The organism is Phreatobacter sp. AB_2022a (assembly GCF_026847585.1).
Classification (GTDB): domain Bacteria; phylum Pseudomonadota; class Alphaproteobacteria; order Rhizobiales; family Phreatobacteraceae; genus Phreatobacter.
The window spans coordinates 1-10,898 of the sequence record NZ_JAPSET010000090.1 but is presented as its reverse complement, the minus strand read 5'-3'; the positions used below and the strand labels follow the sequence as shown (position 1 = coordinate 10,898).

Sequence of the window (10,898 nt, the reverse complement as noted above, 5' to 3'; positions counted from 1 at the left end):
CGGCCATGGCGGGCCCGCGCGTGCGGCCCAGCCGGTGGCCGGCCAGCCGCTCGATCTCGCCCAGTTCCGCCGCCCCGAAGCGCGCTGAACGCGAGCGTTTCTGCCGTCTTAATTTTCTTGGTGAATGCTTTGTTAAGGCTCGCCGGGCTAGGCTGATGACAGGGGGCCGCCGGCCTCGGATTTCCGGACGCTTGCCATGATCGTGCGTCACTTCCTCCGCTGGATCCAGACAGCGCCTGCTGCCGACCGGGCCGATGCGACATCGGCCCTGGCGCGCGCCTATCTCTATTCCGACCTCGGCGCCGGCGACCGCGCGGCGGCGGAGGCGGCCATGATCGTTCTGCTCGACGATCCCTCGCCGGTGGTGCGCCGGGCGCTCGCCGAGGCTCTGGCCTATGCCGAGACGGCGCCGCACACGGTCCTGGTCGGCCTCCTGCAGGACCAGCCGGACATTGCCGCGATCATCGCCCGCCACTCGCCGCTGCTCATCGATGCCGAACTGGTCGATCTGATCGGCGCGGGCGAGCCGGTCGTTCAATATGCCGTGGCGCGCCGCGAGACGGTGCCGGCGCCGGTCGCGGCCGCCATTGCCGAGGTCGGCTGCGTCGAGGCCTGCCTGGCGCTGGTGGCGCTCGACAATGCCGACCTGCCGGACTTTTCCATCGACCGGATCGTGGCCCGATTCGGCGATGATCCAGACATCCGGGAGGCACTGTTCCGCCGCGCCGATCTCAGCGCCGGCGCACGCCAGGCGCTGGTCGTCAAGCTCTCCGAGGCTCTCTCCGCCTTCGTTGCCGACCGGGCCTGGCTCGCTCCCGAGCGCGCCGGCAAGATCGTGCGCGAAGCCTCCGAGAAGGCGACGGTTGCGATTGCCGCCGCGGCAGCCGGGGATGCCTTGCCGTCGCTCGCCTGCCACCTGCGCGCCTCCGGGCAGCTGACCACCGGCCTGATCCTGCGCGCGCTGCTGTCGGGACAGATCAGGCTGTTCGAGGCGGCGCTCGCGGAGCTCTCCGGCCTCGCCGTGCGTCGCGTCAGCGGGCTGGTGCATGACCGGCGCGGCAGCGGCTTCCGGGCGCTCTACGACCAGGCCGGCCTGCCGGCGCGCGCCTATCCGGCCTTCGCCGCGGCGCTCGAGGCCTGGCATGCCGAAGGCCTGGTCGCGGCGGCGCGCGGCGGCGAGGCCCAGCTGCGCCGGCGCATGGTCGAACGTGTGCTGACGGCCTATGCGCCGCTGGCCGCCGGCGAGCTCGACCAGCTGCTCGTCCTGCTGCGGCGCTTCGTCGCCGAGGCAGCGCGCGATGAGGCGAGGGCCTTCACCGAAGACCTGATCGCCGGCCGCGACGCGCTCGACGACGACGACCTGCTGTTCCCGCTCGCCGCTGCCGCCTGACGCCGGAACCACGCCTGCGCCGCGCGGGCGCCTTCATACGGCTGTGATGTGGCGCTGCTTGCCTTGGCGGCAACGAGGTCGCCGGCGCCCGCCATTGGCATGCCGCGGCAACCGGTTCATGCTGAGGCGAGGGAGTGCGGCCATGGTCGAGAAGAGCCGTCGATTTGCACTGGGACTTGCGGGCGCGGCGGTCGTTGCCGGCCTCGCCGGAACCGGTCCCGGCGGCGCGGCGCGGGCCCAGGGCACCGCGCGGCCGAAACCCCTGGTGCTCGGCCATCGCGGGGCGCCGGCCCTGCGCCCGGAACATACGCTGGCCTCCTACGCGAAGGCGATCGCCGACGGCGCCGACTATATCGAGCCGGACCTGGTGCCGACCAAGGACGGCGTCCTGGTGGCGCGGCACGAGAACGACATTACCGGCACGACCGATGTCGCCAGACGGCCGGAATTCGCCGCGCGCAAGACGACCAAGACGGTGGATGGCGAGAGCCATACCGGCTGGTTCACCGAGGACTTCACGCTGGCCGAGCTGAAGACGCTGCGCGCGATCGAGCGGCTCGGTGCCGTCCGCCCGGACAGCCAGCGCTATGACGGCCAGTTCCAGGTGCCGACCCTGGAGGAGGTGATCGACTTCACTGCGGCCGAGGCCGCGGCGCGCGGCCGGGTGATCGGCCTGATCCCCGAGCTCAAGCATTCCACCTATTTCGCCAAGATCGGCCTGCCGCTCGAGGACCGCTTTCTCGCGGTGCTGCAGGCGCACGACTACACCCGCCGCAATCCGGTCGAGATCCAGTCCTTCGAGATCGCCAATCTGCGCTACCTGCGCGGCAAGCTCGGCCGGCCCGCCAATATCAGGCTGCTGCAGCTGACCGACGAGCCGGCGGTGATCCCGGCGGACGTCGCCGCAACCGGTGGCAGGACGACCTTCGCCGACATGCTGACGGCCGACGGGCTGAAGGAGATCGCGACCTATGCGGACGCGGTCGGGCCGTGGACGCGCACGATCATTCCGCTGGAGGCGAATGGCAGGCTTGGGCAGCCGAACAAGGTGGTCGACGACGCCCATGCCGCGGGCCTGCTCGTGCGCACCTATACGTTCCGGCCGGAAAACCGCTTCCTCGCGGCCGATTACCGCAGCGAGGCCGGTGAAAACGCGCGCAACGAGACCGGCGCCATGGCCGAACTCAAGCGTTATCTCGCGCTTGGCATCGACGGGTTCTTCATCGATGATCCTGCGCTCGGCCGCAAGGCCGTCGATGCGGCCTGATCGAGATCGGCGGGACCGGTGCCGCAGCGCCGCATCTCCTCTATGGTCGCCGCATGGAAGAGACATCGTTCCAGTTGCTGAGGGATGCGCCGCTTCACCGTTTCACGCCGGCCGAGTGGGCCGGCTGGTATCCGCGCGTGGCGGCCCATCTCGCGGGCGAGGATCCGGCCACGCGCGCGGCGGCCCTGGAGCGGCTGGTCATGGCGGTGTTCCGCGCCGAGCCGGGGACATTGTCGGGGCCGGAGCGCGACGCGCGCGCACGGGACCGTGCGGTCTGGTTCCTCGAAACGCTCGCTGCCGCGCAGCGGCGGCATCCCGAGCTTCTCGCCGCCTTTCTCGAGCATTTGCGCTGGCATGGCGATGACGAGCCGTTTCCCGCCGTTCTTCTGCCGTGGCTGCGCGCCTTGCGCGCGCAACGCCTTCCCGAGGTGCCCGGCGACCGCATCGATGCGGCGGAGCTATTGATCGGCGGACTTGCCTGGACCGACCGCGGCGACTTGCCGGCCCTGTTCGACCACGCCTCGGACTATGTCCGCAGCTGCGCCGCCTGCATGTTCGGCCGGCAGGGGCTGGCCTATGGCGACGGCGACCAGGATGTGATGGATCCCGACATCATCGACCGTCTCACTGCAAAGGAACTGGAGCGGCCCGGCCTCGCGGGACCGTTCTGGTCCGGCTGCATGTTCTTCGGAGATTACGACGGTTTCGGGCGGGATCCTGTTGCCTGGATGCTCGATATCATCGAGCGCCGCAACGGTCCGGAGCCGGCCGACATGGCCGCGAACGGCATCGATTTTCATATTCACGAGCTCGCCGCCGGGGACCCGGCCGCGATCCGGCGGCTCGCCCGCTCCGGTCGCACCGGTCTCGCGCTGATGGCGGCCACGGAAATCCACGATGCGGTCCCGGCCGTGGCGCCGGTCCTGCGCGAGCTGGCCGGACATGCCGATCGCGACATCGCCTGGGGCGCCCAGGCTCATCTGGCGCGCTACTACGGCGAAGCGCATCCGGCGGCGCCGCCGGAACGGCTCAAATATCTGCCCGGCTGGCGGCCGGGCGTCGATGCGCTCGTCATTCGCTATGGCGAGGCGCCTCGCTGGAGCGATCTCGCCGTGTTCTTTCCGTCCGGGCGCGATGCCTTCGACACGGACGAGGCCTGGTCGGTCATCGATGCAGCCATGCCGCCGGAGGCGCGGGGCGATATCGAAAAGCATCCGCTGGCTCGCCACGACGACGGCGCCGGGCCGGTGCGGGTCGCCCGGAACGAGCACCGCAGCTACGCCCATTGTCAGATCGTGCTGTCGGGCGAGCCGGAGGCACAGCGCTGGCGGCGCATCGAGATGGGTGCGAGGCACCGCTCCGATCACTGGCGGCCATTCCAGTGGGGCGGGCCGGCGCGGTCGTCATAGATGAGGAGAGCCGACCTCGCTGCACGGCAGCTGGAGCGCGGAGCAGGATCGGCCGAGGCGACCGCTCAAGGGGAGAGCGGCGGCACGCCCGTCACGTCGACCAGGGTCTCCGTCGACAGGAGCACGAGCTTTTCGACCAGTTCCAGCGCCACGGGATGGTCCTCGCCCTTGGCCTCCTCGCGGACGATGGCGCGGATCGCGTCGACATGCTGGCTGACGAGCGGCCAGGGCAAAAGCTTCGCATCCTCGATGCCGAGCAGCAGGGCGGTGAGGCTTTCGGCGGCGCGCGAGGCGAGGGGGTAGCCGAAGGTGGTCGCTTCACCCTTGATGTCATGGGCGGCGGAGAACAGCGCCGTACGATTCTCGGCGGTCAGGCCGTGCGCGGCCGCAGCGTCGCGGGCGGTCACCAGGCGCTCGACCTCCTTCTCCATCCAGCCGTCGAACTCGGCCGCGAGCTGGGCGAGCGCCGCCTCGGCGCGCTCGATCGCCTCCGGGTCGATCCCGCCGAAACCGTCATCCGGCCCGTCGACCTTGTGCACATAGGTCCTCAGATTGTGCTTGGGGACGATGACCTCGTAGTCGCCGAAGTTCTTGACGCTGGCCTCGTCGAGCTTGGCTTCCTGGCGCTTCTTCATGGATCCGTCCGTCACACCGAACTCTTGGTCTTGTCCAGGAGCGGCTGCACCCGGATGGTCTCGGTCTTGTCGTTCTTGCGCCGCTCGGGACCGACATAGCTCGCGGTATGATTGCGCCGGCGGTCCGGACCGAAAAAGGTCTTGGTCTTGATGAACGGCCGCGGATTGACCACGACGTTCAGGATGCGCTGGTAGAGCGCCTTGGCCGAAATCGGCTTGGCCAGGAACTCGGTCACCCCGGAATCGCGGGCCTCCAGCACGCGCTTCTTCTCCGAATGCCCGGTCAGCATGATGATCGCGACATAGGGATTGGGATTGGATCCCGGCTGCCGGATCATGCTCGTCAGCTCCAGGCCGTCGAAGATCGGCATGGCCCAGTCGGTGATGACGATGTCGGGCATGTAGTGGGTGAAGGCTTCGAGCCCGGCCGCGCCGTCCTCCGCCTCATAGACCTCGCGCGCGCCGAAGCCGTGCAGAAGGGTGCGGACGATGCGGCGCATGTGCGCGTTGTCGTCGATCACCAGGAAACGCAAGCGGTTGAAATCAATACGGATCATCGAAGGCGACCTTAGCTGCCGCGGCTCAATGAAGCGTTAAGTTGCGGCGCGCCATGCGATTGCGCGGCCCGCTTGCATCGGGCCGGCGGTCAGCTGCCGAACTGCTCGCGCAGGATGCGCTCGTCGAGCGAATGACCGGGATCGTGGAGCAGCACCATGCTGCGGGTGCGATCCATGGCGATGTCGACCATGGCCACCTCGCGCACCTCGTCGTGGTCGGCGGTGGCGCTCACCGGTCGGCGGGTGGGCTCGATCACCTCGATGCGCACCGCCACCCGGTCCGGCAGCAGCGCGCCGCGCCAGCGCCTCGGCCGGAACGGCGAGATCGGCGTTACCGCCAGGAGATTGGTGTTGAGCGGCAGGATCGGGCCGTTGGCGGAAAGGTTGTAGGCGGTCGAGCCGGCGGGCGTTGCCACCAGCACACCGTCGCCGGACAGCTCGTCCATGCGCAGCTGTCCGTCGACGAAGATCCGGAGCTTGGCGATCTGCGAGGTCTGCCTGAGCAGCGCGACGTCGTTGATGGCGAGCGCGTCGTGCCGCTCGCCATGGGTGTCGACCGTCGTCATCGCGAGCGGATGGATCACCGAGCGTTCGGCGCTGGCGATCCGCTCGACCAGGCCTTCCTCGACATATTCGTTCATCAGGAAGCCGACCGAGCCGCGGTTCATGCCGTAGATCGGTTTGCCGGTGTCGATGAAGCGGTGCAGCGTCTGCAGCATGACGCCGTCGCCGCCGAGCGCCACGATGACGTCTGCGGCCTCGGTGGCGACCGAGCCGTAGCGCGCGTCGAGGCGTTTTTGCGCCTCCTGCGCTTCGGGGGCCGGCGAAGCGACAAAGGCGATCTGCGGCGTGATGGTCTTCGGATCCGGCATGGCGGGTCGGGGGCAGGGGCTGAATGGCGCGGCGCCGACCATGGCGCCGCCGGATGTCGTTTCGTTGGTCGTCGGCCGCGCAGCTCAGCCGCGGCCGACGAAGGGCATGTCGTTGGCCATGACCGTCATGGTCAGCACGTTGACGTCAAGCGGCAGGTTGGCGACATGCACGACGGCCTCGGCCACATGGCGTACATCCATGCGCGGCTCCACCTTGACCGAGAAATCGGCCTGCAGCACGCCATTGGCCATGCGTTCGGTCATTTCGGTCGCGGCATTGCCGACGTCGATCTGCGAGCAGACGATGCGGTCGGCACGGCCGTCGAGGGAAATCGACTTGGTCAGGCCGAGAATGGCATGCTTGGTCGCCGTATAGGGGGCCGAATAGGGGCGTGGCGCATAGGCCGAGATCGAGCCGTTGTTGATGATGCGCCCGCCTTTCGGCGACTGGGTGCGCATCAGCCGCATGGCTTCCTGCGCGCACAGGAACGAGCCGGTGAGGTTGACGTCCACCACCTGCTTCCATTGCGCGACGGAGAGCTGGTCCATCGGAATGGCCGGCGCGCCCATGCCGGCGTTGTTGAACAGAACGTCGATGCGGCCGAACCGGTCCTTCACGGCCTGGAACAGCGCCTTCACAGAGGCTTCGTCGGCAACGTCGGTCGGCACCGCGACGACCGTCGCGCCGCTGCCGGCCGCGGCGACCGTCTTGTCGAGCTCGTCCTTGCGCCGGCCGGCGACGACCACGGCGTAACCGGCGGCGGCCAGCGCCAGTGCCGAGGCCCGGCCGATGCCCGAGCCGGCCCCGGTCACGACGGCGATTTTCTGCGACATGTCAAACTCCTCCCGCAAGCACCGCGATTCCGGCGGCCCCGCCCACCCGGTCGCGGGCTCGCGGGCGACCACCGAAACGAGCCGCGCATTCGGCGCCGACACTGGCCGAAAGCGCGGCGCCTGTCGATATCAGGCAACCGGGAGGAGCAATGCGCCCGTCAGTCCCCAAAACGCACGCGCAGGCCCGCATAGACGGCCGCGCCAGCGGCATTGTAGCCAAAGACCTCCTGATAACGCTGGGCAAAGATGTTCTCGCCGCGGACATAGGCGGTCACGTTGCGCGTCACGTCATAGGAGAGCTGAGCACCGACCAGCGTATAGGACCTGAGATAGACGTCTGTCGGGCCGAGCGGACCGAAGAAGCGGTCGCGCATGCCGCCGTTATGGGCGACCGTCACCGAGAGCTTGCCGCGATCCTCGGCGAACGAGGCGACCGCCGAGAGGCTCGCGGCATGTTTCGGCCGGCGCAGCGCCTCCTTGAACACGTAGCCGCCGAGCAGCGGTTCGGCCGAGCGCGTGTCGGTATAGGTATAGGCCCCGGTGATCCGCAGCCAGTCGAGCGGCCGCGCGGTGAGGGTGGCCTCGATGCCCTGACGCGCGGTGGCGAACGGCAGGTTGGCGACGGAAATGCCTGAGCCGACGATTTCGTTTTCGAGATTGGCGCGGAAATAGGTGAGGTCGGTGGTCAGCCTGCCGCCGAACCAGCGCTGCTCGACGCCGACGTCCCACCCGATCGACTGCTCGGGCTTGAGCAGGGGATTGCCGACGAAGGTGTTGGTGAAGCCGAACTGCTCGACGAAGGTCGGGTTGGTCACGCCCTTGCCGATCGAGGCGTGCAGCCGCGTGCCGGTCTCGAAGCTCTGCGCCGCGGTGAAGCGCCAGCTCGTGGCGTTGCGGAACGACGAGTTCCAGTCCTGGCGCAGCGCCGCCGACAGGGCAAGGCCGGTGTCGAGGCTGACGAGATATTCGCCATAGAGCCCTTTGCGCTCACGGCTCTGGCCGGCGCCGGCGAAACCGTCATTGACGAAGGGGCCGAAAAAGCCGTCGCTTTCGTAATGGTAGCGGAAGCGTTCGCGCGTGATGTCGACGCCGGCCACCAGTGTATGGCGGGCGCCGAGCAACTGCGGCGTCTCGAAGGTGAAGGCCGAGCGGTAGTCGGCGCGGTTGCGCTCGGTCTGCGACCAGAAGGCCTGGCGCTCGCGGAAGCCGAAGGCGCTGACATAGCTGTCGGCCGCATTGGTGCCCTGGCGCGACGTATCGGCCGAGAACTTCTGCACCCAGCGGCCGTCGAGCAGCGTGACCGTGCCGACGACACGCCCCTGGATATCGGTCGCCGTGCCGCGGCCGACGCCGTCGGCAAGGAAGCCGTAGCGCGGATCGGCGGCGAAGCCGGGCCCCATGGCCGCATTGGCGGGATTGTAGAACCCCGTCCGGCTGACCATGCGCAGCGTGCCCTCGACATTGAACCAGTCGGCGAGGTCCGCGCCCACCTTGGCGTTGAGCGCGCCCATCTCCGAGCCGTTCGGCCGCGTCGTGCCGGGCGCGGCGACATGGCCGCCGGCCCTCAGGCCGGAAAGCGACAGGGCGCCGTAGAACGGCCCCTGGGCGCCGCGCACCGACACCGAGCCCTGCAGCGTGCCGAAGGAGCCGCCCTCGACTCGCGCGCTCAGTTCGGGCCGGGCAAGACCCCGGCCGGACTTGGTGGTGATCAGCACGACGCCCGACTGGGCGTTGGGTCCCCAGATGCCGGATTGCGGCCCACGCACCACCTCGATGCGCTCGATCGCGTCGACCGGCAGATTGGCAAGGTCGGCGTCGCCATTGTTGACGTCGTTGATCGGCACGCCGTCGACCACGACGAGCGAGTGATTGGCCTCCGCGCCTCGGATGCGCAGCTGGGTGATGCCGCCACGGCCACCGGCCTGGCTGACGGCGAGACCGGGAACCTGGCGCAGCGCGTCGGGCAGGGTCTGCGTACCCTGGTCGCGGATCGTCTCGGCGGTGACCACGGTGACGGCGGAGCCGACGCGCGGCGCTTCGACCGGCACGGTGCTGGCGCCATGTACGAGAATTTCCGGCAGTGGCGCGACGGGATCCGCAGCTTGCCCGAAGGCCGAGGCGGCAAGGAGAGGGACGAGGCTGAAACTGACGATAAGGCGTTGCGCCATGGCGGATCTCCGCTCGGGGACACGGGGATCGCGACGGCGTTCCGGCTCTCCGGCCGGCTGCCGCCGCGACATCGGGTGTCACCGAAAAGCGGGTCTCCGCTCTCCGTGCGCGCCATCCCGCACGCCCGGACAGTGACGACGCGCCGGCCGGTCTCCTGGCTTGCGGGTCATGGCCGGGTGCTCCGCCTTCCCGGACGTCCTGACGGACGCCAGTGGCTTCAAAGGAACCGGCTCGCCGCTCACAGTTGCGGGGGCAGCTGCGGATTGGTGTCGTCGCGCCGGCGACGGCCAGTGGTGGCCGGTCGCCGGCGTGCTTGGCACGCACCGCATTCCCGTGGTCATTGCAAGCAATGACCGCCGTCGCGATGCCACGCAAAAGGCTGCATCGCCATGATGTTGTCAACTGGCCGAAAGTCGGCCGGTCCGCGGCGTCAGGGCCACTGCGTCCATTGGACGGGCACGAACTCGTAGCCATTGCCCTCCTTGGCGATGAAGCCCGTCGCCGGGAATGGCGCATGGTAGAAGGCGAGCTGCGTGCGCTCCGAAGCCGCCATGTCCAGCACCCGCCGGCGCGTCTGCCGGGCCATGTCGGCGTCCTGGTCGAAGATGACGGCCCAGTCCGGATTGCGCACGAACAGCGCCGGGTGGTTGGTGATGTCGGCGACGAACATCAGGCGGGCATTGCCCGAGGAAATGCCGAAGATGGTGTGGCCCGGCGTGTGGCCATGGGCGGCGAAGGAGGTGATGCCGGGGGCGACCTCCGCGCCAGGCGCGAAACGCTTGACCTGGGCGGCGACCGGCTGAAACACGCGCCGGGCGTTCTGGAAGCCGCCGCGGGCGGCATCCGGCGCCTGGTTCATGCGCTCGTCCGACATCCAGAAGTCCCATTCGGGTGCCGGCACGCTGATTTCGGCTTTGGTGAAGGCGCTGGTGCCGTCCTTGAAGCGCAGGCCGTTGATGTGGTCGCCATGGAAATGGCTGATGATGATCTGATCGACCATTTCGGGCGCGAAGCCGGCGGCGCGGAAATTCTGCATCCAGGTGCCCGAAGTCGGGGCGCCGGTATTGCCGTTGCCGGTGTCGATCAGCACGATCTTGCCGCCGGTCTGCACGACGAGCGCGGTGAAGGTGTTCTGGAAAGCCGTGGTCGGCAGGAAGGCCTTCTTCATCGCCTCCTGGACATCGCCGAGCGGCGCATTGCGAACGAAGCCTTCGAGCGGGCGCAGGGCGAAGCCGTCATGGACGGCCGTGACCGTGATGTCGCCGACCTTGGTGCGGTAGAAGCCGGGGCCCTGCGCCGGCATCTGGACGGGCGTCACGGCCAGAGCCGGTGTCGCCGCGGCCAGCAGCGCGGGAGCCGCCAGGGTCGCCGCCCCTGCGGCGAGGGCCAGACGGCGGTCGATCGATGTCCGACGGCTCGGCTTCGCAGTGTCTTCGGTCATTTCGGCGTCTCCCTCGCATGGTCCATCGGCTGGTGGCGCAGCGTCAATCTGCGCGAAACCGGCGCGGAAGTCGCGGTGCTGGCGGCCCCATCACGGCCTCGTGATGGTCCGCCTCAGCGACGCCGTCCCATGACGGGGCGCGAACCGCCGCCGCCATGGAAGGCGGGGCGCGAAGGCCCGGGACGCGCCATGATTGGGCGCTGCATGGCCGGTCTCTGCATGACCGGTCTCTGCATGGCGGGGCGCCCCATGGCCGGGCGGCTCTGCTGCGGCCGGGCGTAGGACGGCAGCCGCGGCGGCCCGGGACGATGCAGCGTGGGCCGC

Annotated in this window: 9 protein-coding genes and 1 riboswitch; of the genes, 3 read left to right on the top strand and 6 right to left on the bottom strand. The window is 69.1% G+C overall.

Features of this window, described 5'->3' with window-relative positions:
* Positions 1-196 precede the first annotated feature (196 nt).
* From OZ671_RS31225 to OZ671_RS31215, 3 genes are all read left to right on the top strand, one after another.
* Complete coding sequence (locus OZ671_RS31225) at positions 197-1,390, top strand: DUF2336 domain-containing protein (protein ID WP_103168410.1); 1,194 nt, start codon at positions 197-199, stop codon at positions 1,388-1,390.
* Positions 1,391-1,532: 142 nt separating this feature from the next.
* Positions 1,533-2,657 carry a glycerophosphodiester phosphodiesterase gene (locus OZ671_RS31220; RefSeq protein ID WP_268864313.1) on the top strand — a complete coding sequence of 375 codons (1,125 nt, stop codon included), beginning with the start codon at positions 1,533-1,535 and terminating at the stop codon, positions 2,655-2,657.
* Between the two features lie 53 nt (positions 2,658-2,710).
* Positions 2,711-4,066 (top strand): hypothetical protein, encoded by a 1,356-nt coding sequence (locus tag OZ671_RS31215; protein ID WP_268864312.1) that lies wholly within the window; start codon positions 2,711-2,713, stop codon positions 4,064-4,066.
* 65 nt (positions 4,067-4,131) lie between these two features.
* On the opposite strand, the gene OZ671_RS31210 is transcribed toward OZ671_RS31215, so the two are convergent.
* The 6 genes from OZ671_RS31210 to OZ671_RS31185 all read right to left on the bottom strand — a co-directional run bounded on the left by OZ671_RS31210 (position 4,132) and on the right by OZ671_RS31185 (position 10,574).
* Positions 4,132-4,701: an Hpt domain-containing protein gene (locus OZ671_RS31210; RefSeq protein ID WP_103168411.1), complete on the bottom strand. Its 570-nt coding sequence runs from the start codon at positions 4,699-4,701 to the stop codon at positions 4,132-4,134.
* A gap of 11 nt (positions 4,702-4,712) precedes the next feature.
* Positions 4,713-5,258 carry a response regulator gene (locus OZ671_RS31205; RefSeq protein WP_038313832.1) on the bottom strand — a complete coding sequence of 182 codons (546 nt, stop codon included), beginning with the start codon at positions 5,256-5,258 and terminating at the stop codon, positions 4,713-4,715.
* A gap of 89 nt (positions 5,259-5,347) precedes the next feature.
* Positions 5,348-6,130, bottom strand: coding sequence for an NAD kinase (locus OZ671_RS31200; protein WP_268864311.1), 783 nt, complete (start codon positions 6,128-6,130; stop codon positions 5,348-5,350).
* Positions 6,131-6,214: 84 nt separating this feature from the next.
* Complete coding sequence (locus OZ671_RS31195) at positions 6,215-6,964, bottom strand: SDR family oxidoreductase (RefSeq protein WP_268864310.1); 750 nt, start codon at positions 6,962-6,964, stop codon at positions 6,215-6,217.
* Between the two features lie 158 nt (positions 6,965-7,122).
* Positions 7,123-9,132, bottom strand: coding sequence for a TonB-dependent receptor plug domain-containing protein (locus tag OZ671_RS31190; RefSeq protein WP_268864309.1), 2,010 nt, complete (start codon positions 9,130-9,132; stop codon positions 7,123-7,125).
* Between the two features lie 128 nt (positions 9,133-9,260).
* A riboswitch (cobalamin riboswitch) is annotated at positions 9,261-9,509 on the bottom strand.
* A gap of 54 nt (positions 9,510-9,563) precedes the next feature.
* Positions 9,564-10,574, bottom strand: a complete 1,011-nt coding sequence (locus OZ671_RS31185; protein ID WP_268864308.1) for an MBL fold metallo-hydrolase — start codon at positions 10,572-10,574, stop codon at positions 9,564-9,566.
* Between the last annotated feature and the right edge of the window lie 324 nt (positions 10,575-10,898).

Coding starts and splice junctions, on each gene's coding strand:
- OZ671_RS31190 (WP_268864309.1), bottom strand. CDS start 9,132: ATGGCGCAACGCCTTATCGTCAGTTTCAGCCTCGTCCCTCTCCTTGCC.
- OZ671_RS31195 (WP_268864310.1), bottom strand. CDS start 6,964: ATGTCGCAGAAAATCGCCGTCGTGACCGGGGCCGGCTCGGGCATCGGC.
- OZ671_RS31185 (WP_268864308.1), bottom strand. CDS start 10,574: ATGACCGAAGACACTGCGAAGCCGAGCCGTCGGACATCGATCGACCGC.
- OZ671_RS31200 (WP_268864311.1), bottom strand. CDS start 6,130: ATGCCGGATCCGAAGACCATCACGCCGCAGATCGCCTTTGTCGCTTCG.
- OZ671_RS31215 (WP_268864312.1), top strand. CDS start 2,711: ATGGAAGAGACATCGTTCCAGTTGCTGAGGGATGCGCCGCTTCACCGT.
- OZ671_RS31205 (WP_038313832.1), bottom strand. CDS start 5,258: ATGATCCGTATTGATTTCAACCGCTTGCGTTTCCTGGTGATCGACGAC.
- OZ671_RS31225 (WP_103168410.1), top strand. CDS start 197: ATGATCGTGCGTCACTTCCTCCGCTGGATCCAGACAGCGCCTGCTGCC.
- OZ671_RS31210 (WP_103168411.1), bottom strand. CDS start 4,701: ATGAAGAAGCGCCAGGAAGCCAAGCTCGACGAGGCCAGCGTCAAGAAC.
- OZ671_RS31220 (WP_268864313.1), top strand. CDS start 1,533: ATGGTCGAGAAGAGCCGTCGATTTGCACTGGGACTTGCGGGCGCGGCG.